23 protein-coding genes are annotated in these 25237 nt (G+C 46.8%); 17 read left to right on the plus strand and 6 right to left on the minus strand.

Annotated features, from left to right (window positions below; translation table 11 throughout):
• From BUR42_RS05835 to BUR42_RS05845, 3 genes are read left to right on the plus strand one after another with little or no spacing between them, the layout of a single operon-like run.
• Positions 1 to 984 carry a galactose oxidase gene (locus tag BUR42_RS05835; RefSeq protein ID WP_074240470.1) on the plus strand — a complete coding sequence of 328 codons (984 nt, stop codon included), beginning with the start codon at positions 1 to 3 and terminating at the stop codon, positions 982 to 984.
• Between the two features lie 3 nt (positions 985 to 987).
• Positions 988 to 2199: an MFS transporter gene (locus tag BUR42_RS05840; protein ID WP_074238324.1), complete on the plus strand. Its 1212-nt coding sequence runs from the start codon at positions 988 to 990 to the stop codon at positions 2197 to 2199.
• A gap of 36 nt (positions 2200 to 2235) precedes the next feature.
• Entirely contained in the window at positions 2236 to 3468 is a 1233-nt protein-coding gene (locus BUR42_RS05845) for a sialidase family protein (protein ID WP_074238325.1), read from the plus strand.
• 24 nt (positions 3469 to 3492) lie between these two features.
• On the opposite strand, the gene BUR42_RS05850 is transcribed toward BUR42_RS05845, so the two are convergent.
• The gene (locus BUR42_RS05850; RefSeq protein WP_074238326.1) at positions 3493 to 5691 is read right to left on the minus strand and encodes a heavy metal translocating P-type ATPase; all 2199 of its coding nucleotides are present in this window, start codon (positions 5689 to 5691) and stop codon (positions 3493 to 3495) included.
• Positions 5692 to 5803: 112 nt separating this feature from the next.
• On the opposite strand from BUR42_RS05850, the gene BUR42_RS05855 reads away from it, so the two are divergent.
• The 4 genes from BUR42_RS05855 to BUR42_RS05870 are packed head-to-tail and all read left to right on the plus strand — an operon-like array spanning position 5804 to position 8437.
• Entirely contained in the window at positions 5804 to 6133 is a 330-nt protein-coding gene (locus BUR42_RS05855) for an ArsR/SmtB family transcription factor (protein ID WP_074238327.1), read from the plus strand.
• 34 nt (positions 6134 to 6167) lie between these two features.
• Positions 6168 to 6986 carry an arsenite methyltransferase gene (locus BUR42_RS05860; protein WP_074238328.1) on the plus strand — a complete coding sequence of 273 codons (819 nt, stop codon included), beginning with the start codon at positions 6168 to 6170 and terminating at the stop codon, positions 6984 to 6986.
• Between the two features lie 10 nt (positions 6987 to 6996).
• Positions 6997 to 7413: an arsenate reductase ArsC gene (locus BUR42_RS05865; RefSeq protein WP_074240471.1), complete on the plus strand. Its 417-nt coding sequence runs from the start codon at positions 6997 to 6999 to the stop codon at positions 7411 to 7413.
• Positions 7400 to 8437, plus strand: a complete 1038-nt coding sequence (locus BUR42_RS05870) for an ArsO family NAD(P)H-dependent flavin-containing monooxygenase (RefSeq protein WP_074238329.1) — start codon at positions 7400 to 7402, stop codon at positions 8435 to 8437. Before BUR42_RS05865 ends, BUR42_RS05870 begins: the two co-directional genes overlap by 14 nt.
• Here the strand turns inward: BUR42_RS05870 and BUR42_RS05875 are convergent.
• Positions 8427 to 9323 (minus strand): quinone oxidoreductase family protein, encoded by an 897-nt coding sequence (locus BUR42_RS05875; RefSeq protein ID WP_074238330.1) that lies wholly within the window; start codon positions 9321 to 9323, stop codon positions 8427 to 8429. The two genes, BUR42_RS05870 and BUR42_RS05875, sit on opposite strands and share 11 nt — an antisense overlap.
• 92 nt (positions 9324 to 9415) lie before the next feature.
• Here BUR42_RS05875 and BUR42_RS05880 point away from each other — a divergent pair, with 92 nt between their 5' ends.
• The 10 genes from BUR42_RS05880 to BUR42_RS05925 all read left to right on the plus strand — a co-directional run bounded on the left by BUR42_RS05880 (position 9416) and on the right by BUR42_RS05925 (position 20610).
• The gene (locus tag BUR42_RS05880; RefSeq protein ID WP_074238331.1) at positions 9416 to 9772 is read left to right on the plus strand and encodes a winged helix-turn-helix transcriptional regulator; all 357 of its coding nucleotides are present in this window, start codon (positions 9416 to 9418) and stop codon (positions 9770 to 9772) included.
• A 3-nt stretch (positions 9773 to 9775) separates the two neighbouring features.
• Entirely contained in the window at positions 9776 to 9997 is a 222-nt protein-coding gene (locus tag BUR42_RS05885) for a hypothetical protein (protein WP_074238332.1), read from the plus strand.
• Positions 9994 to 10485: a class I SAM-dependent methyltransferase gene (locus tag BUR42_RS05890; RefSeq protein WP_074238333.1), complete on the plus strand. Its 492-nt coding sequence runs from the start codon at positions 9994 to 9996 to the stop codon at positions 10483 to 10485. The genes BUR42_RS05885 and BUR42_RS05890 overlap by 4 nt, the downstream gene beginning before the upstream one ends.
• 9 nt (positions 10486 to 10494) lie before the next feature.
• Positions 10495 to 11085: a Crp/Fnr family transcriptional regulator gene (locus BUR42_RS05895; RefSeq protein WP_074238334.1), complete on the plus strand. Its 591-nt coding sequence runs from the start codon at positions 10495 to 10497 to the stop codon at positions 11083 to 11085.
• A gap of 45 nt (positions 11086 to 11130) precedes the next feature.
• Positions 11131 to 11565, plus strand: a complete 435-nt coding sequence (locus tag BUR42_RS05900; protein ID WP_074238335.1) for a nuclear transport factor 2 family protein — start codon at positions 11131 to 11133, stop codon at positions 11563 to 11565.
• 400 nt (positions 11566 to 11965) lie between these two features.
• On the plus strand, positions 11966 to 15016 hold the full coding sequence (locus BUR42_RS05905; protein ID WP_074238336.1) for a SusC/RagA family TonB-linked outer membrane protein: 3051 nt from the start codon (positions 11966 to 11968) through the stop codon (positions 15014 to 15016).
• A gap of 10 nt (positions 15017 to 15026) precedes the next feature.
• Positions 15027 to 16394: a RagB/SusD family nutrient uptake outer membrane protein gene (locus BUR42_RS05910; RefSeq protein WP_200798223.1), complete on the plus strand. Its 1368-nt coding sequence runs from the start codon at positions 15027 to 15029 to the stop codon at positions 16392 to 16394.
• Between the two features lie 11 nt (positions 16395 to 16405).
• Entirely contained in the window at positions 16406 to 17704 is a 1299-nt protein-coding gene (locus BUR42_RS05915; protein WP_074238338.1) for a hypothetical protein, read from the plus strand.
• A gap of 3 nt (positions 17705 to 17707) precedes the next feature.
• Positions 17708 to 19108, plus strand: coding sequence for a hypothetical protein (locus BUR42_RS05920; RefSeq protein WP_074238339.1), 1401 nt, complete (start codon positions 17708 to 17710; stop codon positions 19106 to 19108).
• Between the two features lie 11 nt (positions 19109 to 19119).
• Entirely contained in the window at positions 19120 to 20610 is a 1491-nt protein-coding gene (locus BUR42_RS05925; RefSeq protein ID WP_074238340.1) for a hypothetical protein, read from the plus strand.
• Positions 20611 to 20615: 5 nt separating this feature from the next.
• On the opposite strand, the gene BUR42_RS05930 is transcribed toward BUR42_RS05925, so the two are convergent.
• From BUR42_RS05930 to BUR42_RS05945, 4 genes are read right to left on the minus strand one after another with little or no spacing between them, the layout of a single operon-like run.
• Complete coding sequence (locus BUR42_RS05930) at positions 20616 to 21746, minus strand: TlpA disulfide reductase family protein (RefSeq protein ID WP_074238341.1); 1131 nt, start codon at positions 21744 to 21746, stop codon at positions 20616 to 20618.
• Positions 21747 to 21800: 54 nt separating this feature from the next.
• A complete protein-coding gene (locus BUR42_RS05935; protein ID WP_074238342.1) occupies positions 21801 to 22742 on the minus strand; it encodes a transglutaminase family protein in 942 nt (313 codons plus the stop codon).
• Positions 22743 to 22752: 10 nt separating this feature from the next.
• Positions 22753 to 23694: an alpha-E domain-containing protein gene (locus tag BUR42_RS05940; protein ID WP_074238343.1), complete on the minus strand. Its 942-nt coding sequence runs from the start codon at positions 23692 to 23694 to the stop codon at positions 22753 to 22755.
• A 17-nt stretch (positions 23695 to 23711) separates the two neighbouring features.
• Positions 23712 to 25160, minus strand: coding sequence for a circularly permuted type 2 ATP-grasp protein (locus BUR42_RS05945; RefSeq protein WP_074238344.1), 1449 nt, complete (start codon positions 25158 to 25160; stop codon positions 23712 to 23714).
• Between the last annotated feature and the right edge of the window lie 77 nt (positions 25161 to 25237).

Genomic DNA, 25237 nt, shown 5'->3' on the forward strand with positions numbered 1-25237 from the left:
ATGGCTATTGAAACGTTAGAAGAGAATTACCTGACATGGCAGGATAGCCTGCCTTCCATTCCTGATCCCGTTGGTTTTGCCGGTTCTTTTGCCGGTGTTTCCAATGGCACTTTACTGGTGGCAGGCGGGGCTAACTTCCCGGATGGCGGTACACCCTGGACGGGTTCTAAAAAAGTATGGCATCAGCACATCTTTGCGCTGGAAAAACCGGGTGGCGAATGGAAAACAGCAGGTATCCTGCCACATGCATTAGGCTACGGCGCTACGGTTACCTGGAAGGATGCCTGCATCCTCATCGGTGGCAGCAGTGAGCAGGGGCATCATGCAGAAGTATGGATGCTGAAATACATAGATGGAAGGATTGCCTGTACAGCCTTACCTTCCCTGCCAAAAACCATCGCTAACACCTCGGGGGTGTTAATCGGTGATGTGATCTATGTGGCAGGAGGTACTGAAACACCGGATGCGTTGCAGACGGAAAAGAACTGCTGGGTGCTGGACCTTGCTGCGGAACATAAAGCCTGGAAAGTATTGCCACCATGGCCCGGCCCTTCACGTATGCTCGCGGTAACGGGTACACTGGATGGAAATTTCTATCTTTTCAGTGGCGCGGAACTGGAGAATGGTGTTCGGAATTATCTGAGGGATGCTTACGAATATTCACCAGAGCATGGCTGGAAGAAACTGGCTAATCTTCCCTCAGCTACAGTGGCTGCACCTTCACCTGCCTTTGACCTAATGATCTTTGGCGGAGATAATGGAGCCGCCACAGCACAAAGAGATCAACATCCTGGCTTTTCCAGGCAGATATTGAATTATAATACACATACAGATACCTGGTCAGTAAGAGGGCAGTTGCCGGCAGCACCGCCGGTAACCACCACATTGACGGTTTGGAACGGTAATGTAGTGATACCGGGAGGTGAAGTGAAACCCACCATCCGTACCACTAAAGTACTCACAGGTATTGTTAAACAGCATTGATACATGAAGCATTCCTTTTACTCCTGGACAATTGTAGCTATGCTCTGGATAGTGGCTTTTTTGAACTATCTGGACAGGATACTGATCACTTCCATGCGCGATCCTATTGTGGCCGATTTCGGCCTTACAGATGCGCAATTCGGATTGCTGACCTCTGTATTCCTCTGGTCGTACGGTATTCTCAGCCCATTTGGTGGTTTCTTTGCGGACAGGTACAGCAGGAAAAAAGTGATTGTGTTCAGCGTAATGGTATGGTCTGCCGTAACCTTGTGGACAGGCTTCACGCATTCCTTCTACGAAATGCTGACCGCCCGTTTCCTGATGGGTGTGAGTGAGGCTTGTTATATTCCTGCAGCACTGGCTTTGATCACGGATTATCATAAAGGCCGTACACGTTCACTGGCAACAGGTTTGCATATGAGTGGCCTGTATGCAGGGCTGGCATTGGGTGGCCTGGGTGGTTACATTGCTGAGCTGTGGGGATGGCGTTCCGGTTTCCATGTATTCGGGATCGTTGGGATTGTGTATTCTATCATATTATTATACGTTTTAAAAGACTATAAAAAAACAGCGGAAGAAGGAACAGCCACTGTTACAACAGAAAGCATCAGCCTTACCGGCGCATTAAAAGAATTATTCAGCAAAGCCTCTTTCTTTATACTTCTTGTATATTTTGCTGTACTGGGCATTGTGAACTGGCTGGTGTATGGGTGGCTGCCAACCTTCCTCAAAGATCATTTCCATCTTAACCTGGGAGAAGCCGGTATTTCCGCTACCGGTTATATACAAATAGGTTCCTTTATTGGCGTTGTATTAGGCGGTATCCTGGCAGACAGGTGGACGCGTAAGAACAACAGGGGGCGTTTGTATGTACTGATCATTGGTTTTACCCTGGGCGCACCGTTCTTATTCCTGATGGCTTCTACCACTATATTCAGCATTGCTATCATTGCCATGTTGTTCTTTGGACTGGCAAGAGGTTTCAATGATGCGAACATGATGCCCATCTTAAGGCAGGTGGCGGATGGAAGATACATTGCTACAGGATATGGATTCCTGAATTTCTTAAGCACCATTATAGGTGGTTTGATGGTATATGTGGGTGGCGCTCTCAAGGATGCGCAGATAGACCTTTCTATCATATACCAGGTATCCGCAGTTGCCATGTTACTGGCTACCTGGTTGTTATTTGCGGTGAAGTTGAAGAAGAACTAGTTAACCAGTTTTCTTAAACCCAAATATAAACCCGTTATGCAAAAAACAATGAACGCGGGCATAAGCGCATTATGCCTGGTGCTTTCTATTGCCTGTACAAAACAGCAAACCCTTTCAGAGAAGTTAAGCCCTAATGAAGCGAATGCCGTTGCAGATGCCCAACTGCTGGCTGCCGCACAGGTGCACACCTCCGCAAAGATCTTCGATGGCGGCGGTTCCGATGGCTATCATTCTTTCAGGATCCCTTCCCTGATCAGGACCACCAACGGCACACTCATCGCATTTGCCGAAGGCAGGATGAGCAGTAACAAAGATTACGGGAACATTAACCTGGTGTACAAAAGGTCCACAGACAATGGTGCTACCTGGTCTGCACTGGGAGAAGTGGTAGGTGTAGGGCCTGGTACCTGGGGTAATCCAACCGCTGTAGTAGATCAATCCACCGGAAGAGTATGGCTGTTCATGTCATGGAACAGCGGAGACCATAACCAATCCGGCACGGATGGTTATCAGAAGATAGACAGCTGGGGCGAAAGGAAAGTATATGTATCCTACAGCGACAACAACGGCGCCAGCTGGTCTCCGCAGCAAGACCTTACTTCCACTTTATTGCCTTCCAATTATACCTGGGATGCCATGGGCCCTGGTGTTGGTGTGCAAAAGAGTAAAACAGGCGCAACAGGCCGGCTTATTATTCCTGCTATTGGCCGGAATATCTACAGCGATGATCATGGTGTTACCTGGCATTATCAACTCATTCCATCCGGAACCAGTGAAGGCACTATCATCGAAAAATTAAATGGCGGGCTGATCCGGAACGACAGGCCTGTTATGAGCCAGTGGGAGCTTTCCAAAAGAAGAAGGATCTCAGTGGGTTCCATCACCAGCTTCCCTGCATGGACCTCTGATCCGGACCTGTTAGATCCTGCCTGCCAGGCTTCTGTATTAAGGTATACAGACAATCCTAACCGCATCATGTTCCTCAACTCTGCCAGTACGGAAACAAGAGGGAAAATGCGGGTCAGGATCACTTATGATGAAATGGGTACCTGGCCCATCAGCAGAAGGATCTTTGATAACTTAACAGAGCAGCAGGCCATTGATCAGGGGAAAGGAGGTTATTCCAGTATGGCTAAAACAGCAGATTTTATGGTGGGCGCCTTGATAGAAGTGAATGAGGATACGGGAAGTTCTTCCACGAGCAACCGGTCTATTGAGTTTCACAAATTTAATCTGCCCTGGATCCTGAACGGGGCTACAGAACCATGATAAAATAACAGGTGGCTAAACTTATTAAAGTTTAGCCACTTTTAATCTTAAACTATTACTCACCACACTTACAGAACTAAGTGCCATGGCAGCCCCTGCGATCATCGGGTTTAAGAGGAAGCCGTTCACGGGGAATAACACACCGGCCGCCAGCGGAATACCAATGATGTTATAGATGAATGCCCAGAAGAGGTTCTGTTTAATGGTGGCTACCGTTTTACGGGAAAGCTTTAATGCTTTGGGAATGCTGTTCAGGTCTGAAGTGATCAGCGTCATCTTAGCCACATCCATCGCAATATCAGAACCTTTACCCATAGCGATACTTACATCTGCCTGAGCCAGCGCCTGCGAGTCATTGATACCATCGCCTACCATGGCTACCACTTTTCCAGCCTGCTGTAATTCTTTTACAAATTCTGCCTTGTAAGCCGGTAATACTTCAGCTTTATATTGTGTGATGCCAACGTTGCGGGCAACTGCTGCTGCGGTATGTGCATTGTCTCCCGTAAGCATGTACACTTCAATACCATCCCGCTGAAGGGCGTTAATAGCTGTTTTGGAAGTTTCCTTGATCTTGTCTGCAATAGCAATGATGGCGAGCAGCTCCTGTTCATTGGCGAAATAGATCACCGTTTTAGCTTCTTCCTGCAACTCGCCGGCCTGTGAAAGCTGTATCTGGTTAAGCGTAACAGGCAAAAGTTTTTTGTTACCCACGAAGTAGGTCTTTCCTTCGTAAGTACCTTTAATTCCCTGCCCGGTAATGCTTTCAAAGCTGTCCAGTTTTACGGGTTTCACTTTTAAATAGCTCACAACAGCTTCTGCCAGCGGATGTTCAGATTGTTGTTCAAGCGTGAAAAGAACAGACCTCAGATCCGTTGCAGTTGTATTCCAGATCATGTCTGTTACTACCGGTTTACCTTCTGTAATGGTACCTGTTTTATCCAGGATGATAGCGTTTACTTTATGCCCCAGTTCCAGGCTTTCTGCGTCTTTTATAAGGATGTTGTTTTCAGCGCCTTTACCAACGCCTACCATGATCGCAGTAGGTGTAGCCAGTCCAAGCGCACAGGGGCATGCGATCACCAATACCGTTACGGCCGTCAGTAAGCCATGTGTGAAAGCATTTTCACCACCCAGTACCATCCAGGTAATAAAAGTAAGGATGGCGATACCGATCACTACCGGCACAAAGATCCCGGCGATCTTATCCACCAGTTTCTGTACCGGTGCTTTACTACCCTGTGCTTCCTGTACCATTTTAATGATCTGTGCCAGCACAGTGTCTGCACCTACCTTTTCTGCTTTGAACTGAAAACTGCCTTTCTGATTGATGGTACCGGCAAATACGGCTTCTCCCTGTTTTTTAAGTACAGGCACCGGTTCGCCGCTGATCATACTTTCATCCACATAAGATTCTCCGTTCACCACCTTACCATCCACAGGGATCTTTTCACCGGGTTTAACGAGCAGCACATCCTGCACCATTACATTGGAAATGGGGATCTCCTTCGTATCTCCGGAAGCATCTACCAGCAGTACTGTTTTAGGTTGCAGGCCAATGAGCTTTTTAATGGCAGAAGAAGTATTGGATTTGGCTTTTTCTTCCAGCAGTTTACCCAAAGAAATGAAAGCGATCACCACGGCAGCAGCTTCAAAATACACATGTGGGTGTAAACCGCGCTGGTGCCAGAATTCAGGGTATATTGTATTGAAGGCACTAAAGATCCAGGCAATGCCTGTACTCAGTGCTACGAGGGTATCCATGTTGGCTTTGCCATGTTTCAGCTGTTTCCAGGCATTCACAAAGAAGTTCCGGCCAAAGAAGAACACCACCGGTGTGGCCAGGACCATCATGATCCAGTTGCCATAAGGCATGTCCATAAAGAACATACCAATGATCACAATGGGAAGGGACAGGATGGAAGACCAGATGGTGCGTTGTTTTACTTCATTATAATGGCGGCGTTGTGCTTCTTCCTTTACTTCATCCTGGTTATCCTTGTCTATCACCAGGTCGTAACCAATGGAACGTACTGTTTTTTGAAGGGTTTCCGGCGTTGCAGCCGTAGGGTCATATTGCACCCAGGCTGTTTGATTCGCGAAGTTCACACCCGCATCCTTAACACCCGGTGCGGACTTTAGCATGGATTCCACGCTCACTGCGCAGGCTGCACAGGTCATTTCCAGTACCGGGAAAGTTTCTTTTGTGATAGCGGTTGACATTTTTTTTATTTTATACAAAGTTCCGCCCTTTCAGGCGGGGAGTACTTATATAATTGGGGTATTCTTTTATAATATTTGGTGGATAAAATACCTTATCGTAATATTGCGATATATGGGCGCAACTAAAACAGACCTCTTTACGAAACAACAGAACGATATAGCCAATATGGCGAAGGCACTCGCGCATCCGGCGCGTATTGCCATCCTGCAATACCTGGTGAAAAAGAACGCCTGTGTATGCGGGGATATCGTAGAGGAGCTGGGGCTGGCGCAGGCTACTACTTCCCAGCATTTAAAAGAACTGAAGAATGCAGGGATCATCCAGGGAGATATAGATGGGGTGAGCGTTTGCTATTGCATCAATCCAAAGGTCTGGAAACAATATCATGATATATTTCAATCCTTCTTTAAAGACATTACGCTAAGCGGTAAATGCTGCTAGCTATTTTTTTACCCTAATAAATCGCAATAATACGATGAAGGAATTAGTTAAACAGAAATACACGGAGATCGCCTTACAGGATAAGGCGGAAAATCAGGCATCCTGCTGTGGTGCCGGCGCCTGTTCTACAGAAGTATATAACATCATGAGTGATGATTATGGTGCATTAGCAGGTTATAACCCGGATGCAGACCTGGGGCTGGGATGCGGATTACCTACTGAGTTTGCGCAGATCAAAAAAGGGGATACTGTTATAGACCTTGGCAGTGGTGCAGGGAATGATTGTTTTGTTGCCCGGCATGAAACAGGAGAGACGGGGAAAGTGATCGGCATCGACTTTACACCTGCTATGCTGGAAAAGGCCCGGAAGAATGCAGAAAAGCTGGGCTTTAATAACGTGGAGTTCCGGGAAGGAGATGTAGAAAACATCCCTGTATCGGACGATATAGCTGATGTGGTAGTGAGCAATTGTGTGTTGAACCTGGTACCGGATAAGGATGCTGTATTGAAGGATATTTACCGCGTTTTAAAACCCGGAGGTCATTTTAGTATCTCGGATATCGTGCTGGCAGGCGCGCTTCCGGAGAACATTCAGCAGGCTGCTGAAATGTATGCCGGATGTGTTTCCGGTGCAATTCAAAAGCAAACGTACCTTGACCTGATCAAAACGAATGGCTTTTCTAAAATAATGCTTCAGAAAGAAAAGACAATTCATATTCCGGATGATATCCTTTCCGCTTATTTATCTGCTGAAGAGATAAAACAATTCAGGGAAAGTGGTACAGGTATTTACAGTGTTACGGTGTATGCGGAAAAACCTGTTTGTGGATGTGGCCCTGATTGCTGCAGTTAAAACAGGAACCATGCAGAAAGTATTAGTGCTTTGCACCGGTAACAGTTGCCGGAGCCAGATGGCAGAAGGTTATCTCCGGTATTTTGCCGGCAGCCAGGCTGAAATTTACAGTGCCGGTGTGGAAACACATGGGGTGAACCCGAAAGCTATCGCTATCATGGCGGAGGACGGAATAGACATTTCCGGGCATACTTCCAACAACATCAGTGAATACACAGGGATTGATTTTGACTATGTGATCACTGTTTGCGATAATACTAAAGAGCGATGCCCCGTTTTTCCCTCTAAAGCAATAAAGTTCCACCACAATTTTCCTGATCCTGCAAAGTCAACAGACATGGAAGAATTCAGAAGGGTAAGAGAACTCATTAAAGAATATTGTGAGAAATTCGTGGAAGAGAACCTGGAAACACATGGAACCATATGATGTAATTGTGATAGGAGGCGGGCAAAGTGCCCTGGCAACAGGCTATTATTTACGGCGTACAGCGCTCAGGTATGTAATGCTTGACAGGGAAGAAGCTCCCGGTGGTGCATGGCAGCATGCATGGGATTCACTGACCCTTTTTTCTCCGGCATTATGGTGTTCATTACCGGGTGTGATCATGCCCGGTGGAAAAGAGCATTACCCGGGGAAACAGGAAGCCGTAGATTACCTGGCTGCTTATGAAGAAAGATATCGCTTACCGGTGATCAGGCCCGTAGAAGTGAAGCGTGTAAGCAAAGAGAATGGATTATTTGTAGTGCATACAAACGGGGATACTTACTATGCGAAAGCAGTGGTCAGTGCTACAGGGAGTTATCATTCACCCATTATGCCAGACATTCCTGGCAGGGAAGTATTCAAAGGAAGGGTACTTCACTCTGCTGAATATATGGGACCATCCGGATTTTCAGGTAAACGGGTAGCCGTGGTAGGCGAAGGAAATTCCGGGGCGCAGATCCTCGCTGAACTGTCTGCAGTAACAGATACATTATGGATCACGCGTAATGCCCCGGAATTCCTGCCGGACCATGTAGATGGAAAATACCTGTTTGATGCCGCCACGCAATTGTATGAAGCTAAACAACGGGGAGAAGAGCTGCAACCTCCGTCATTGGGGCATATAGTGATGGTACCTGCTGTAAAGGAAGCCAGGGAACGTAATGTATACAAAACATGGCTGCCTCCATTCGATACTTTCACACCAGGTGGTATTGCCTGGAAGGATGGGCGTAAAGAACAGGCTGATATTGTGATCTTTTGCACCGGATTCAAACCCACACTTTCACACCTGGCACCCATTTTTAACGGTCATAAAATAGCCACCAAAGGTACCCGCGCACTTGAAGCAGATGGCCTTTGGCTGGTAGGCTACGGCTCCTGGACGGGTTTTGCTTCTGCCACTATTATCGGCGTAGGCAGAACGGCTAAACGAACGGTAGAAGAAATAGCCGCCTTTATACAATGAGCGCTACCTTACCCCTTGTTTCCCTGCCTTCTATTGCCTGATGTGCTTTGGCCGCATCTGCAAAAGGATAGGTGGTTAAAGGAAAGGCCAGTTTGCCTTCTCTTACCAGGCGGGTCAATTCATTAAACCATTGCTGCTTTTGTTCAAAAGATACAGCGTAGATAGTAGATCCGATTATCTTATTCGATCGGTACATCAATTGCTGTACGTTGATATTCGTTGGTTGCATAGCTGTGCCTCCATATACGATCATCGTTCCATGAGGTGCCAGTTTAGCAACCAGCGTCGCAGCTGTTCCTCCACCAATTGCATCCAGTATCACATTTGCTTCCATGTCTATAACATCATTGTAATGCAGTGAATGTGTTGCTCCTAATGCACTGGTGTATTGTTGTTTTTCTTTGCTGCCGCTGAGTGCAATAATGGTTTTAATACCTTTCAGTTTTGCCAGCTGAATAGCAAAGGAACCTACACCGCCTGCCGCCGCCGTGATGATAATAGATGATGGGGCGCCGGATTGGGAGAGGAGATGTTGCGCTGTTAAACCTTGTACCAGCAAACCATTACCCGTGGGCAGATCATCCGGTACCAGGAAGGCCTGGCTGGCAGGAATGGTGGCATACTCCGCATAACCTTCTGTAGCGTAACCGGTTACTCTCTGGCCTGCCTGTAAGTGTTTTACATTGCCGCCCACCTGCTCAATGACGCCTTCTATCTCTCCGGGCATGACAGGCTGTGGTTTAGGGTAAATGCCTTTCCGTATCAGCAGGTCTGCATAATTGATACCGATCGCCGTTGTTCTTACCAATACTTCATCCGGCTGAGGGAGAGGTATGGATGATGATATTATTTCCAGTACTGAATTTGTTGCTGTAATAGCCTGCATATGAATGGTTATTTTGGAAACCAAAGGTCAAAGCATTTTGCTATACTTTTACTATGGGTTACCTTTAGGAAAGTTAGTAAAATTCGAAAAGTATGTCATTAATAACCATTGGTCCGGAAGAGACCTGCAAAGCAAAAGGACTGGCCTTTAGAGATGCAATAGACCTGCTGAGCGGGAAATGGAAGATATGTATCTTACAGGTATTATCCAGGGGCGGCCGGCGTTTCAAAGACCTGGAGGAACAGGTATGGGGCATTACACCTAAAGTTCTTACAAAAGAGTTGCAGGAGCTGGAAATGAACTTTTTAGTAATGAGAACGGTGAATAATACGAAACCGGTTACTGTTTCCTATGAACTCACGGATCATGCGTATAGTACACAAAAAGTGATTGCCGCATTGGTGGAATTTGGAACAGCGCACCGGAAGCTGGTAAAAGAAAACTTCTGACAGATGGAGATAGTATTTTTCCACCTCCTGGGCAGATTGTATTTATTTCTCCGTTACAGGAATATAGAAAAGAGGAAAGCTGTTTTAGCGGAAAAATATGCCGGCTTCTATAGCGGGGCAGGAAGCGACGTGATCCTCAGGCCTTTTGCACTCATTGGCTTTTTGCTGATGCTGGTGTTTATTGCAGCAGTGATATATGGTGCCATCGTACACGGTATTTCATGAAAATAAACGAAAGATTCACCTGGGCAGTTGATGTACTGAACATCAAACCATCCGATCACCTGTTAGAGATCGGCTGCGGCGCGGGTATTTTAGCGGAGCAAATAGGAGGCCGGCTAACAGCAGGTACGATCACTGCGATAGACAGCTCCGCGGCCATGATTAAGATAGCCAGCCGGAAAAATATTGCTAACGCGCATTTCATTACCAGTGATTTTGCCAGTGCGGCACTTCCTGGAAACGCCTATCATAAAATATTGGCTTTTAATGTGAACTTCTTCTGGAAAGACCCGGCCACCGAATTAGCCCTGATCAGGAAATACCTCAAACGCAACGGAAAGTTATATGTGTTTTACCAGGCACCCTATGATATTACCATCACAGCAGCAAAACCCATAGAAGAAAAATTACGCAGCCAGGGATACAAGATCGTTGACACCATTTTTAAAAAATTGAGCCCGGCATCCGCCTTTTGCATTGTTGCTACATAAATTTGCCTTATGACCAGCTTCGAACAATTCCGGAAAGCCGTAAACACCGTCTCTCCAATAACTGACCAGGACTGGGCATTATGCCATCCCGGCCTGCGGTATTTAGAAGTACCAAAAGGAACTTCCTTTATCGAAGAAGGAAAGGTTTACAAAGAGATCGGCTTTGTGTTAAAAGGATTGTTACGTGCCTATTACCTCATAGATGGAGAGGAGATCAACTGCCAGTTCTTTTTCGAAGGCCACTGGCCCAAAGCCTACCATAGCTTCCTTACCCAAACGCCCAGCCGTATGTGGATAGAAGCCATGGAAGATACAGCACTTCTCCTGATCAGTTATGATCACCTGCAATACCTGTTCAAAGAAAGCAATAACTGGCAGCGCTTTGGCCGTATAGCCAGTGAAAACGCTTTCGTAGTGGCCCAGCTCCGCAGCGAAATGTTATTACTGGATAAACCGGAAACCCGTTACCAGAACCTGCGCAACATTCACCCGGAAATACTGGAAAGAGTACCCCTCTATCATCTTGCCTCCTATATTGGTGTTAAACAACCCTCCCTGAGCCGTATAAGAAGAAGGCTTGCCACTAAGCAAAGATTATAACCCAGGTTATACAATCCCTCTTCCCGCTGCCCCTAATTTTAAGGTATGAAAAACATATGCATCTTCGTTCTGCTACTGGTATGCGGACAAACAAAAGCACAGGACATGAAAACAACACCCGTATTGCAATTGCATAAGGAATTATTAGCTGCCATAGCCGCCAAAAATGAACCCTTTCTGCGGGAACATATCCGGCAGGAGTTCCTCTTCACCTCTGCCAATGCAGATGTGCTGAACAAGGAAGCTTTCGTGAAAGGCTTTGCAATGAACCCAGCTTTAAAACTTCCTTTATTTGAACCTTCTGGGCAACAGGTGATCATGGTGAATGAAACAGCTATTGTAACCGCTGTGGTACACATTAATATCATCAGGGGCAATAATGCCCCGGAGGAACTGTGGGAGCGGATAACAGAAACTTATATCCAGGATAAGGGGCAATGGAAATTGCTGGCTTCACAGGCGACCTTTATCAGGCGCTAGTCAGCACAGAAAACCCTGTTACATACCCCGCCCCAAAATGTTAATCCTAAAATTATTTGGATTCTTAAAAATCGTGATTATCTTTGTCCTACTAATTTTGTAGACTAATCATTAGATCGGCCAATTGTCCACCACCAGCGATTGTTCGGTATATCTTTTATTGTTAAAATTGTTCGACATGAATGCCGAAAAATGTTACAAACCTTGTAGCGTCGGGATGGTGGTTTTAATTCTTCCCTCTATTCTTCCAGCCGATTGTTGTTGTTGATTTCTTAGCACTTAGCTCATCACTAAGTTCACCTACTCGTTCGACGAACCAATGAACCGGTTCGCCACGACCTTCGTGTGCGTACCTGCCAGCCAACCAAGTATCTCGTCTCCGTTTAATTCATAATTATTTATGTCAAAGATCAATGCCAGCCATCGAAAGCAGCTTTGGGTACTTCCGGGTTTCCTGCTGCTGCTCTTAAGTTTTTCCCTGCAGGCGCAGGACAATCTTTTTCTGAAAGGAAAGGTAACCGCCATTAAAGACAAAGGCCCGCTCGGCGGCGCTTCTGTTCACATTAAAGGTACCACGCACGAAATTGCCACCAATGATAAAGGGGAATTTGAATTCCTTACCCGGCAAAGGTTCCCTGTAGTATTAACCGTGCGCTATGTAGGATACGAAACCCGTGAAATACTGGTGAACGGGCCTTCTTTTATTGATGTGCAGCTTACAGAAAGCGCTACCCGGTTAACTGATGTGGTAGTAGTAGGATATGCCACCCAGGAAAGGAAAAACCTGGTAGGTTCTGTTTCAAAGATCGATCCCGCAGAAACAAAGACCATCCCTGAAGCCAGCTTTGACGCACAGTTGCAGGGAAAGGCCGCAGGGGTTCAGATCAATTCCAATATCGGGGTGCCGGGCTCTGATGTGTTCATCCGTGTAAGAGGAGCTACTTCCATCAATGCCAGTAACAGCCCGCTTTATGTGATCGATGGCGTATTCGTCAGCAATGGCAGTTTGCAGAACATTGCGCAGGACAGGGCTACTTCACCCATTGCAGATATCAATCCTTCTGACATTCAAAGCATACAGGTATTGAAAGATGCGGTGGCCATTGCTATTTATGGTTCCCGCGGCGCTAATGGCGTAATCATTGTTACCACCAAACGTGGTAAATACGGACAGAAAGCAAAGATTGAAGTAAATGCTAATGAAGGTTTAGCCTGGGCACCCGCAGACAGGGTATGGAAAACCACCACCGGCCCTGAACACGCCATGCTCGTAAATGAGTACCGGCGGAATTCCGGCAGTAACGACATCCCTTTCCGTCCTAAAACAGAGATCGTGAACGGCGTACCGGGCAGGGGTTTGCCGGAAGAGCAACCTACGTACGACAGGATGCGTTACCTCAACCGCACGGCACACATGCGCAATTATGATATCTCCATACAGGGAGGTTCAGATAAAACACGCTATTACATCGGCGGCGGTTATTCCAAACAGGAATCTATCTGGCGGCCAATGGGATTTGAACGTGCCAGTTTTAAAGTGAACCTGGACCAGAAGATCAACGACAAAGTGACCCTGGGTACAAGCAACACTATCGGCAGAAGTTACAGGGACCAGGCAAGGCCGGCCAATGGCGGTAACGGCACGCTCTTACAGGCATCGCTCAACATTCCTACCTATCTGCCCATCTTTGCAGACGACGGAACACCACTGAAGTGGGTGAACTTTGATAACATCGCCGTGCTTACCGGTACCGTGAACCTCTGGTCCACCAGCCTGCATTATATCGGCAATACTTATCTCGATATCAGCATCACGGATAAACTGAAGTTCCATTCCAGCGTAGGCCTGGATTACAATAACTATGAAGAGAATGAATACTGGGATACACGTACCATTTTAGGTGTTTCCGGTGGTAAAGGTACACAGAGTGTGACCAGCGCTTCCACAGCTATCAATGAACAGACCTTAGCTTATAATACTACCATCAGCAAACATTCCATCGGCGTACTGGTGGGGAATAGCATCCAGGGTACGGTAGTGAAGAATGTATCTGCCACAGGTACCAATTTTCCGAATAACTCTTATACGCAGATCAGTGCTGCCGCTACGCAAACGGCTTCGCAGTTCAAAAGCAATAACAACCTGGTGTCCTTTTTCTCCCGTGTGAGCTATGACTATGATCAGAAGTACTATGCTGAGTTCACGGCACGTGCGGATGGATCATCCCGTTTCGGACCGAACAGGAAGTGGGGATATTTCCCAGCCATCGGTTTATCCTGGCGCGTGAACCAGGAGAAATTCCTGAAAGATGTAAGTGCCGTTAATAACCTGAAATTAAGACTGAGCTACGGTACTACCGGCAACCAGGATGGTATTGACGACTTTGCCTCCCAGGGTCTCTGGACAGGCGGATATGGTTATGGCGATAAAGTAGGTGGTGCGGAAGGCCCTGGTACAGCTCCTTTGCAACTCGCCAACCTTGATCTGCATTGGGAAAAGACCACACAGTTCAGCGGAGGGCTGGACCTTGGTTTATTCAATGATCGTTTATCTGTAGAGTTCAACGTTTATAATAAATACACCACAGATGCCCTGTTAAGGATCGCTACTCCGGCCACTACGGGTTTTGCTTCTTACATCACCAACTATGGTGAGATCAGCAATAAAGGCTTTGAATTAAGCATCGGTGCTGTGAACATTAAGAATAAAGACTTTTCCTGGAGTACTGATTTCAACGTATCCCGCAATGTCAATAAGATTGAAAAGATCCCGGCGGATATTCCTTTTGCAGGTCGTGACCTGATCCGTTTACAGCAAGGCCAGCCGCTGTATTCTTATTGGTTATACAAACAATTGTATGTAGATCCGAAAACAGGAAATGCTGTATTTGAAGATGTAACCAAAGATGGTAAGATCACTGCGGAAGACCGCCAGATCGTTGGCAACACCTGGCCGAAGTTCTTCGGAGGGTTTAATAATACACTGAATTACAAAGGCATTGACCTGGGTATCTTCTTTACCTATTCATATGGTAACCAGATCTGGAACCATAACAGGATGCTGGGTGAAACCGGTGGTACGCTGGATGCGAACCGTGTATTGCTGGCTTCTCAGTTGAACAGGTGGACTACTCCCGGCCAGATCACAGAAACACCCCGGCTCACTGCAGAGAACTATTCCAGGCAGGAGAACAGCCGCTTCCTGGAAGATGGTTCTTTCCTCCGCCTGCGCGCACTTACATTGGGTTATACCTTACCAAGGGTATTCACCACTAAATATCACATTCAAAAGCTGCGCCTGTACGTCAGCGGAAACAACCTGCTGTTGTTCACCAGGTACAAAGGTGCCGACCCTGAATCCAACCTGGGTACCGGTAATATACAAGGGTATGATTACGGTGTACCGCCACAACCGCGTGCCGTACAATTTGGTTTAAACCTCAGCTTATAATCACATGATCATGAGAACAATCATAATATTTATTGCAGCTATTACTTCATTATCATCCTGCCAGAAATTACTGGACACCAAACCGGTGACTGCGGTATCTGATGAACAACCCATCTTTGATAAAGCATCCAGCGAAACTGCATTGCGGGGTGTGTACCGCCAGCTGGCATCCAGCGGTTATTATGGGGAAACCTATGTAACGCTGGGTTATTTCCCCAGTGGTGATATCAAGAACCTTACAACAGGTGGTGCCGCCAACCTGGTGAATATCAACTTCCGGGCAGACGATGTTACTTTCAATACCGCCTGGAGCGCCATCTATACTACCATCAACCGCGCAAACCATGTGATCAGCAAAGTACCTGCTGTGCAGGACCCTGCATTAACGCCGGCGCTGAGAGATCAATATGTGGGTGAAGCAAAGTTCATTCGCGCACTGGCTTATTTTGACCTGGCAAGAGCATGGGGTGGTGTACAGCTTATACTGGAACCCACTACCTCCCTGCAGAACAGGCCTGTGCTGAAACGTAGTACGCTGGAGCAAACCTATGCGCAGATCTTTGCCGATCTCAAAGATGCGGAACAATTACTGCCTGATGGCGTAAACAGGATCAGGGCCACAAAGAGGACCGCCTGGGCATTACGCGCAAGGTACCATCTCTACAGAAAGGAATGGGCGCTGGCAGAAGAGTATGCCACAAAGCTGATCAGCCTTACAGCGGATTATAAATTACTGAAGCCTTTTAATACCTGGTTTGCAAATGACGCCATCGGTACCAGCGAATCTGTTTTTGAACTGGAATACAGCGCCATCAATCCAAGTACTATCCGTTCACAAATGCAGCATCCTACCAATGGCGGCACTTATCGTTATGCGCCAACGGATAAGTTCGTGCAGCTCCTGAATGACCCGCTGGTATCCGGTGGCCGTAAAACCCTGATAGGCAGTGTAACACAGGGGGGTACCACCATTTGGTTCGGAAACCTCTATTACCGCAAAAATGCAACAGACCCGGCCTACATTTTCAGGATCGCAGAGCTGTACCTCATCAGGGCAGAAGCGCGTGCACAACTGGACAATGCAAGTGGTTCACTGGATGATCTGAATGAGATCAGGAAACGGGCAGATGTACCCATTTCCGGTGCAGCCAATAAAGAGGAGTTATTGCTGGCCATTGAAAATGAAAGAAGGATAGAATTTGCTTTTGAAGCACACCGTTGGTTTGACCTTGCCAGGACCGGCAGGGCTAAAGCAGTACTGGAAGCACTGGACCCGAATACCAAAGTGGAACCCTACGAATTGGTATTCCCCATTCCCATTACACAAATCCAACTGGATAAAGACCTGGAACAGAATCCTGATTACAGTGGAAAATAAAAATATAGGCTATGAGCGCATTACACAACCAATGGAAGCCCTATGAGAAAACAGGGCTCCGTTTCTTCTTCATCTATTTTGTGATCCAGGCGGTGCCGCTTGACTGGAAGTTCTATAAAGCACTGTTCAGTATAGACAGGCTGGATGTTAGCCTGTTCAGTTTAACGAAATACGCACCGCAGTTCTTTTCCCTGGAAGGTTTTGCCAACTGGGGCGTAGCGGCATTGATCGCTGCGGCAGGTACTGTTATCTGGGGCCTTACAGAGAAGAAGGAGCGGGATTATGATGTTCTCCTTTACTGGCTGCGGGTGATCCTGCGTTACCGGCTGGCTATCGGCATCATTGCTTACGGGCTGATCAAGTTCTTCCCGCTGCAAATGCCATATCCTTCCTTAAGTAACCTGCACACGAACTATGGCGACTTCTTTGCCTGGAAGATCTATTTCCATACCATCGGCATCACGCAGGGATATGAAATATTCCTGGGCGCAGTGGAAATAATAGCGGGCCTGTTATTGTTATGCAGGAAAACGGTAACGTTTGGAACGGGTATTATACTTGGATTCACCGGGAATGTACTCGCTGCTAACTTTGCCTATGATGTGGGAGAGCAGGTATACAGCGCTTACCTCGTAGTGATCGCCTTGTTCCTTTTTGCATATGATGTGCCAAGGCTGTATTCCCTGCTGGCGAAAGAACGGTATACCATTGCCAATAAGTTCCAGCCGGTGTTTAAAAGTCCGGTCATAAGGCTGGTAGCTAAAAGTGCTTTTGTATTACTGATCGCTTTATTAACTGTAAGTACTTACGCAGGTTATAAGAATGATCCTTACAATATTCCCAAAACACCTGGTATAAGCGGTACATATGGTTATTACAATGTGCGGGAGTTTAAACTGAACAATGTGGAAATCCCGTATTCCACCACGGATTCCAACAGGTGGCAGAATGTAGTGTTTGAGAAATGGGCAACCCTGAGCATAAAGATCGCCAAACCTTTAAAGCTGGACCTCAGTACCGGCGATGTTTATCATGCGGCAGACATAGACCGCAACTTTGAATCCGCCGGAGTAGGTGGCAGGCGCTATTTTGCTTATAAAGCAGACACTGTGCTGCACACCATCCTGCTGGAGAATAAGAACAGGTATCACCAGGAAGAACGTTTCCGGCTTAGTTACCAACGCCTGGGTGATTCCACCATCATCGTGAAAGGGGTGAACGAAAGGAATGATTCTATATATGCTGTGCTGGACAGGATACAGAAGAAGTATATGTTGTTTGAAGGAAGAAGAAAACCCATAAAACTTTAACCCATGGACACTATTACAGTCGCACGGCCTGTGCAGCAGAACAATATAAGACCTTTGCATACTGAGGTATGGAAGGGATATGAGAAAGTAGCGTTCCGCATCTTCTTTGTTTTCTTTTTTATCATGACGGTGCCTTTAACACCTGCCTATTATGCACAATGGTTTAACCTGCCCTGGGGCAATCTGCACATCCGCGACCTTGGTGGCCTGGCAGGTTTCGGGCCAAATTACATCAGCATTAATTCTGAAAGTGGCATATTTGGCCTGGCCAGTTATGTGAACTGGGGCATTGCTTTCCTGATCGGAATTGCAGGTGGTATCATCTGGACCTTGATTGATCGTAGAGCTACCAACTACAGGGTGTTGTATTACTTTATCTCGGTAGCGGTGGCATATGCCATGCTCACCAGGCTGAACGGATTGACGTTCTCGAAAGTATTTCCCACTCAAATGCCGGAACTGGCGCTTACCCAGCTCAATACCAATTACGGGGATATTGTAGCACAGAAACATTACTGGATCCAATTGAGCTTCGTGCCGAAGTATGAAGTGCTCCTGGGCCTGGCGGAATTGCTGATCATGGGGTTACTTTTCTTCAGAGGCACCAGGGCATTGGGTGCTGCACTGGCACTTTCCATGATCGGCAACATTGCCATCACTAACCATGTGTATGATGGCGGTATTCATCTGGCCGCTTCCTTTTACGCACTGGGTGGCATTTTTGTACTGTGGCGTTACCTGCCCGGTATCTGGAACCTGCTGGTAAAAGAAAAGGATACCACACCGCGCATCTACCATTTCCCCTTTGAAAAGAAATGGCAGCAATGGATCAGGTATGGGCTAAAAACCTTCGCCTTCCTGATCTTTTTTGTGCTGAGTGCTTACCTGCACTGGCAGAACTATAAATACGATTCCTACAAAGTACCTCACCAGGCCGGATTACCCGGTGTAAGAGGTTTGTATAATGTAACGGAATTTAAACTGAATGGTCAGCCGCTTCCTTATTCACCATTGGATTCTGTAAGGTGGCAGGATGTAACGTTCGAAAAATGGTCTACTATTTCTTTTACCGTGTTCAATACGTTCCTTATTCATGGAGAAGCGGGGAGGGGTAAGCAGTTCAGGGATGTGGACAGGACCTATGAATCCGCAGGTACCGGTGGCGGCCGCCAGCATTATAATTACAACATAGATACAGTGAATAACATCCTGCATCTGCAAAATAAGAACAAGAACTATAGTGACCGCGAACTGGTATTACACTATGAACGGCCAACGGATACCCGTGTTATCCTCAGTGGCATTAATCAGTATAAGGATTCTATTTACGTAGTACTGGACAAAAAAGAGAAACAATATGCGCTGTATGCAGGAAGAGAACAACCTTTTATCTATCTACCTTAAATTATACATGCATGCCTGAATTGATCAGTAAAGCAACTTCTTTTGAAACGCTGGAAGAAACGGTGTGGACGCCGCGGCAGCAGTTTATCTTTCGTGTAGCGTTTATTTTCTTCGGCGTATTTTCCATACCGTGGGATGCAGGATTTTACATCTTCCTGTATAACATCGACTATGCACATATGACCTACCGGGAAATAAATGAAACGGTGGCTTTCTTTAACCCGCAGTTCATCAACATCTTTTCCGAAGGCGGTTTCTTTGGCCTGGCCAGTTATGTGAATGTGCCCTTTGTATTCTTTATAGCTGTGGCCGGGGCCACCATCTGGACCTACCTCGACAAAAACCGTAAGAACTATAACCTGCTCTATTACTGGGTGCGCGTAATGGTGAGATACCGTGTGGCCTATGCTGCCATTGCCTGGGGGTATAAAAAGCTCTTCGTGATGCAGATGCCGCCGGGGAATGAAGGGCTTTATAATACGGAGTTCATTGACTTCTTCGCGAAACGGCTTTATTGGGAAGCGATCGGCGTGTCTCCCACGTATGAAGTGTTCCTGGGTTTTGCAGAGTTTATTGGTGGTTTCCTTTTGCTGTTCCGCAGGACCACAGGGATCGGTGCCGCCATGACGTTTGTGGTATTCGGGAATATTGCCATTGCCAACCATGCTTATGATATCGGGGAAAATGTACCCAGTGCCGGATTGGCCCTGCTCTCCCTCTTCCTCTTATGGCACGACCTGCCGGGCATCTGGAACCTGATCGTGAACCAGGTGAATACCAGGATCGTACATTACTACCCGGTGTTCAGGAGGAAGTGGCAGCAATATGCAAAGCGGGCAGTGAAGTATGCTTTCAATTTCGTGTTCGTGATCCTCTTCTTTATACTGGAGGTGGTGGGATTCACCGGTAATGATTTCTATAAGATCCCCAATACGCCGGGACTATCAGGTTCTAAAGGATATTACAACGTAACGGAGTTTAAGCTGAATGGCCAGGTGATACCTTATTCTCCATTAGATCCTAAACGCTGGCAGGATGCTGCTTTCGAGGAATGGTCTTCCCTGAGTTTTGTGGTAGCCAACCGTCCACAGCAGATAGAGATGTTTGCGGCAGGCAGTTATCCCCGCAATCATGAGGTGTATGATGGAAAGTGGCGGTTCGATTGGCGCGGAGATGTAAGGCGTTTTGGAGATGGTAAGAAACGAAAGTATAACCCGGAAACAAGGGATATCAATATCACCTGGGAGCTTTCCGGTCTCGCAGGGCGGCAGTATTATTATTACAAAGCAGATACCGTGAACCATGTATTGTACCTGCAGAATAAGAATAGATCCAACCGGGATCAAAAGCAGGTTTTGCATTACAGCAGGGAAGGCAATTCGCGGATCACATTATGGGGTACCAATGAGTTCAATGATTCCATTTATGTGGTGCTGGACAGGGCAAGGCTGGAAGGGTATCCTTTGCATGCGGGAAGGAGAAAAGAATTTACACAGTATTAGTGATACTAACGGGAAGGGGGCATCGCTTCTTCCCGCTTTAAAATATCATCGATCGCGGTTTTATTCACACTTCCCACATACACTACTTTCCCGGCTTTATCAACAATCACCATCATAGGGTAAGCATCAATGCCATATTGCTCCGCTACCTTTTTTCCATTGTACAGCATCTTGTAAGTTGCTTTGTTGTTCTTCGCAAAGCGTTCAATATCTGCCGGCGTATCATGTACGTTAATGGCAAATACATCCGGGTAATTATTCAGGGTAGGTACGGCTGCAATACAGTATCCGCAGTTCCTGATCCAGAATTCAAGCAGTACAACTTTTCCTCTTAGTGCAGAAAGAGAAACGTTGCCCTGCAGACCGGGCAGTGTAAAATCCGGTGCCATGGTGTTCACTGCAAGAGGTTGCAGTACTTTCTCTTCTTTGGGTTTATATTCCCTGGCATAAGTGGAATAATACCAGGATGTTTCCGGTGGGGAAGGAGCGCCTGTTTCAATATCTGAGAAATCCGTCTGAACAAGATCCTCATTCACATTATTGGTTTGTATCACCCGGCGGGGGAACAGGGTTGCTTTATCGATAAAGATCCTGTAGTGGATCACGCGCTCTGCGGTGATGTTGGAGAAACCTTCCAGGTAATTGAACATCCGTTTATTGAGGGATAGCTGTACCGTGTAGTATTTATCATCTTCCTTCAGTGTTTTGGAGATGGTTTCATCTGAAAGTACAGCCGGTATGATGCGTTTCAGGGTAATGATGGAATTGTAGAAATAGGAAATATTGCGGAAGCTTTTAGCAGAAGGCTGCTGTTGCAGGCGGATGGTCTTGTCTTTCTCATTCAGGTCAAACTGCTCTGTACCATTGAAAATATTGCTGTAGCCTGCATCGGTTATCTGGTATCTGAAACCAAGCAGGGTATCCGTACCCGAAAAGTCAATGAATATGCTGGCAGATGTGCTGGCTTTATAATTCTCGGAAGGATAAGAGATCTTCCGGTTGTATTGGTAACGCAGCGTTTTAATAGTATTCAGCTTTTCTGCCATGCGCTTTAGAACATCATCCGCCTTCAGATCGGGCGATGTTCTAAAGCCGCATACTGCGCAGATAAGGACCATAAAAATGATACTTCTCATATAATTACGGGATATTCGTAAATCTACGAACATTCCGTAATAAGAACAAATTTATTATTGCTGCCCCGCAAACACCCCATTATCAGCCCCATTCATGGGTTCATAAGGCTGCCCTGGCAAATGCACTTTATTCACTTCTTCAAATACCTCCCCGTTCTCATAACTAACAGCCACTACCACGGATAAAGCCTGTACAGCAGGGCCTTTGAATGTTCCCTTCACCGGGCTGCAATCACAAAAGTTCCTGCCAACGGAAAGCTTAACGTGTTTATTGGTTACCCATACATTATTAGTAGGGTCAATGCCTGCCCATCCAAATTCCGGGATCCATACTTCAGCCCATGCATGTGTAGCGCCCTGCCCTCGCATGCCGTTCTTATTCGGACAAATATACCCGCTCACATACCGGCAGGGGATACGCAGGCTGCGCAGGATCTGTAACATCAGGTGTGCAAAATCCTGGCAAACACCTGCCCGGTGTTCCAATATTTCATCTACCGTAGTTTCAATATTGGTAATGCCTTTTATGTATTTGAAATGTTTGAAGATATATTCGCTGCACTTCTCTACTATAGCAGCTACACTGGTACTTTCTGCAACAATGACCGCTGCAATCCTGCTGATCTCTTCCTGTGCGGCAATAGGATCTGCTGCCGCAAGTTCTATGAGTTGCAGATTACCTGCCACCTCTTTTTGTAACTGGTCGAGGCCGGAATGAAAATTGAATTCCAGCTGGGAAGAACTGGTGGTACGGATAATGAGCCGGCTTTCCACAGACAGGAATTTATGCGGATGCAGCAGGTTGAAGCTACCGGATTTATTACCCCAGTAATCGGTATAAGTGGCTATTTCAGGTTGCCCGGTGATGAAAACATCATGTTGCAGTGTTTCCTGTTCCCTGCATTGATAGGGAAAGATCTTCACTTCGTTCATGCTTTCAGAAACGGGCCTGTCGTATTCGTATTTGGTGGTATGATGTATCTTGAATGTAGGCATGTGAAAAAACTTAAGAATAAGAGAAAAAGTTCTGCGCCAGTTTTTTAGCAAAGGTTACGAGTTCTATCCGCAGCTCTTCCAGGAATTGGGGGAGCGTGTGATCGTTCAGGGTTTCCATATCCGTGTATCTTACTTTGCTGTGGATCCTTCCCAGGTGCCGCATCAGGTTTGCATTTTCAACAGAGTTGTTTTCTTTGATCACTTCCGCCAGGTGTCTTTCTATCCTTGCCAGTGAGTAAATAACTGCATGCGGAAATTCTTCGTTGAAGAGGATCTGGTGAATGACGTTGTAGTTGTAATTGGAAGAACCGTATGTTTTCAGATGGAGTTCATAACCGGAGAGGGACATAAGGAGGTAGCGCCATTGCATGATATCCCTCATTTCATCCAGTTTATAATTGATCAGCGCGTATTGTTTACTGATCAGCACCAGGGCTTCCAGGCAGCGTTCAATATATTTCCCCAGGTTCATGAAATGCCAGCCTGTACCGCGGGCCATAGTGATGTCCGTGATGCCGGCATACATAACACTGTGGCGGGTGAAAGCTCCCAGTACTTCAATCGCTTCATAATTGGCCAGCCTTACTTCCAGCGTGGAATAGTTCATGAGATGATATACGGAATTCACTTCTTCCCATACTTCTTTTGTGATATGGTCCTGCACGCCTCTTGCATTTTCGCGGGCGCGGCTCATGATCATTTTCAGGGAATTGTCGTTAGTGGTATCCGTGATCAGCTTCTTTAAAGAGGCACCGGTATCGTTCTCTATAGCGGCGATCTCTTCATCGGAAGTAGTGCTGAACATTTCCAGCACGGGGCGCCAGGTAAGGTTCCCGTTCACGTCTTTATCAAAAGAAAGGATGTAATGGGTGGATGCTACTCTCAGTAGCCCGTCTGCCCGTTCCATATATCTATTCAGCCAGTATAATGAATCTGCAATTCTACTCAGCATGCTGTGTTTTTTCGTAATTAAAAATCTACCACCCAGGTATCTTTGCTGCCGCCGCCCTGTGATGAATTCACCACCAGGGAACCTTCGCGCAGGGCTACTCTTGTGAGGCCGCCGGGTACTATCTGCACACCATTAGGCCCATAAAGTGCATAGGGGCGGAGGTCTACGTGCCTTGGTTGAAAAGCGCCGTCTATAAAACAGGGTACGGTAGACAGTTTAATGATGGGTTGCGCAATGAAGCTGCGGGGATCTTTTTCGATCTCCTTCCTGGCTTTGCTCCATTCCTCTTCTGTTACGTTGTTGCCCATTATCATGCCGTAACCACCGGATTGGTTGGTGCGTTTTACTACCATGTTCCCGATATTACTGAACACATGTTCACGTGCATCCCTGTTTTCCAGTTCGTAGGTGGGGATATTGGAAAGGATGGGTTCCTCGTTGAGGTAATACCTGATCATGGCAGGCACGTAAGCATACACGGCTTTATCATCTGCCACACCATTTCCCAATGCGTTCACAATGGCCACATTCCCTTTACGGTAAGCACTCATCAGTCCTGCAACACCCAATGCACTATCCGGGCGGAAGGTGAGGGGATCGAGGAATTCGTCATCTACCCGGCGGTATATTACATGCACAGGTTTGAGGCCATTGGTGGTTTTCATATATACTTTATGGTTATCCACCACCAGGTCCCTTCCTTCTACTAACGAGATGCCCATTTGCCTGGCAAGGAATGCATGTTCGTAATAGGCGGAATTATAGATGCCGGGTGTAAGCAGTACTACCGCGGGATTGGATATTTGCGTGGGAGCCATTTGCTTGAGGATGTCGTGCAGGAGCAGGGGGTAGTTGCTGACCCTTCTCACATGGTTGGCTACCAGCATGTCAGGAAAAATGCGTTTGGTCACTTCCCTGTTCTCCAGCATGTAACTGACGCCGGAAGGGGTGCGGAGGTTATCTTCCAGTACATAGAAATTACCATCTTCCCCGCGGATCAGGTCTATGCCTGAAATATGCAGATAGATGTCGTGCGGAACCTTTATACCATAAACATCCCGGTTGTAATGAGGGCAGGAAGCGATCAATTCCGGCGGTACCACCTTGTCCCGCAGGATGGCCTGTTCCCCATAAATGTCTTTTAAAAAGAGGTTGAGGGCTTTGAGCCGCTGTGCGATCCCTTTTTCCACATGGTCCCATTCCTTTCCGGTAATGATCCGGGGAATGATGTCGAAGGGGAAGATCCGTTCAATGCCGGTGTTGTCGCTGTAGACCGTAAAGGTGATGCCCTGGCTGAGGAAGAGTTCGCCGGCAAATTTGTCCTTTTGCTGAAGGATACTGATGTCCAACTGCTGTAAAGCATGGAAAACTTTACTGTAATGCTCGCGCACCTGGTCTGTGTCTCTCATTTCATCCCAGATGCCTGCTGTGCTGCTGTATTTATGAAGCAAGGTCGGTGAACGCATATCCCATCAGTTTAGGTCGGTGATAAAATAGTTACATTAGTAAATTATATATGCGATAATGGAACGGGATTATTTTT

Origin of the sequence: Chitinophaga niabensis (genome assembly GCF_900129465.1) — a bacterium.
GTDB lineage: Bacteria > Bacteroidota > Bacteroidia > Chitinophagales > Chitinophagaceae > Chitinophaga > Chitinophaga niabensis.

Coding starts and splice junctions, on each gene's coding strand:
- BUR42_RS05945 (WP_074238344.1), bottom strand. CDS start 25,160: ATGCGTTCACCGACCTTGCTTCATAAATACAGCAGCACAGCAGGCATC.
- BUR42_RS05920 (WP_074238339.1), top strand. CDS start 17,708: ATGGACACTATTACAGTCGCACGGCCTGTGCAGCAGAACAATATAAGA.
- BUR42_RS05910 (WP_200798223.1), top strand. CDS start 15,027: ATGAGAACAATCATAATATTTATTGCAGCTATTACTTCATTATCATCC.
- BUR42_RS05840 (WP_074238324.1), top strand. CDS start 988: ATGAAGCATTCCTTTTACTCCTGGACAATTGTAGCTATGCTCTGGATA.
- BUR42_RS05875 (WP_074238330.1), bottom strand. CDS start 9,323: ATGCAGGCTATTACAGCAACAAATTCAGTACTGGAAATAATATCATCA.
- BUR42_RS05885 (WP_074238332.1), top strand. CDS start 9,776: ATGGAGATAGTATTTTTCCACCTCCTGGGCAGATTGTATTTATTTCTC.
- BUR42_RS05865 (WP_074240471.1), top strand. CDS start 6,997: ATGCAGAAAGTATTAGTGCTTTGCACCGGTAACAGTTGCCGGAGCCAG.
- BUR42_RS05940 (WP_074238343.1), bottom strand. CDS start 23,694: ATGCTGAGTAGAATTGCAGATTCATTATACTGGCTGAATAGATATATG.
- BUR42_RS05930 (WP_074238341.1), bottom strand. CDS start 21,746: ATGAGAAGTATCATTTTTATGGTCCTTATCTGCGCAGTATGCGGCTTT.
- BUR42_RS05880 (WP_074238331.1), top strand. CDS start 9,416: ATGTCATTAATAACCATTGGTCCGGAAGAGACCTGCAAAGCAAAAGGA.
- BUR42_RS05845 (WP_074238325.1), top strand. CDS start 2,236: ATGCAAAAAACAATGAACGCGGGCATAAGCGCATTATGCCTGGTGCTT.
- BUR42_RS05855 (WP_074238327.1), top strand. CDS start 5,804: ATGGGCGCAACTAAAACAGACCTCTTTACGAAACAACAGAACGATATA.
- BUR42_RS05915 (WP_074238338.1), top strand. CDS start 16,406: ATGAGCGCATTACACAACCAATGGAAGCCCTATGAGAAAACAGGGCTC.
- BUR42_RS05905 (WP_074238336.1), top strand. CDS start 11,966: ATGTCAAAGATCAATGCCAGCCATCGAAAGCAGCTTTGGGTACTTCCG.
- BUR42_RS05900 (WP_074238335.1), top strand. CDS start 11,131: ATGAAAAACATATGCATCTTCGTTCTGCTACTGGTATGCGGACAAACA.
- BUR42_RS05925 (WP_074238340.1), top strand. CDS start 19,120: ATGCCTGAATTGATCAGTAAAGCAACTTCTTTTGAAACGCTGGAAGAA.
- BUR42_RS05835 (WP_074240470.1), top strand. CDS start 1: ATGGCTATTGAAACGTTAGAAGAGAATTACCTGACATGGCAGGATAGC.
- BUR42_RS05870 (WP_074238329.1), top strand. CDS start 7,400: ATGGAACCATATGATGTAATTGTGATAGGAGGCGGGCAAAGTGCCCTG.
- BUR42_RS05895 (WP_074238334.1), top strand. CDS start 10,495: ATGACCAGCTTCGAACAATTCCGGAAAGCCGTAAACACCGTCTCTCCA.
- BUR42_RS05860 (WP_074238328.1), top strand. CDS start 6,168: ATGAAGGAATTAGTTAAACAGAAATACACGGAGATCGCCTTACAGGAT.
- BUR42_RS05850 (WP_074238326.1), bottom strand. CDS start 5,691: ATGTCAACCGCTATCACAAAAGAAACTTTCCCGGTACTGGAAATGACC.
- BUR42_RS05890 (WP_074238333.1), top strand. CDS start 9,994: ATGAAAATAAACGAAAGATTCACCTGGGCAGTTGATGTACTGAACATC.
- BUR42_RS05935 (WP_074238342.1), bottom strand. CDS start 22,742: ATGCCTACATTCAAGATACATCATACCACCAAATACGAATACGACAGG.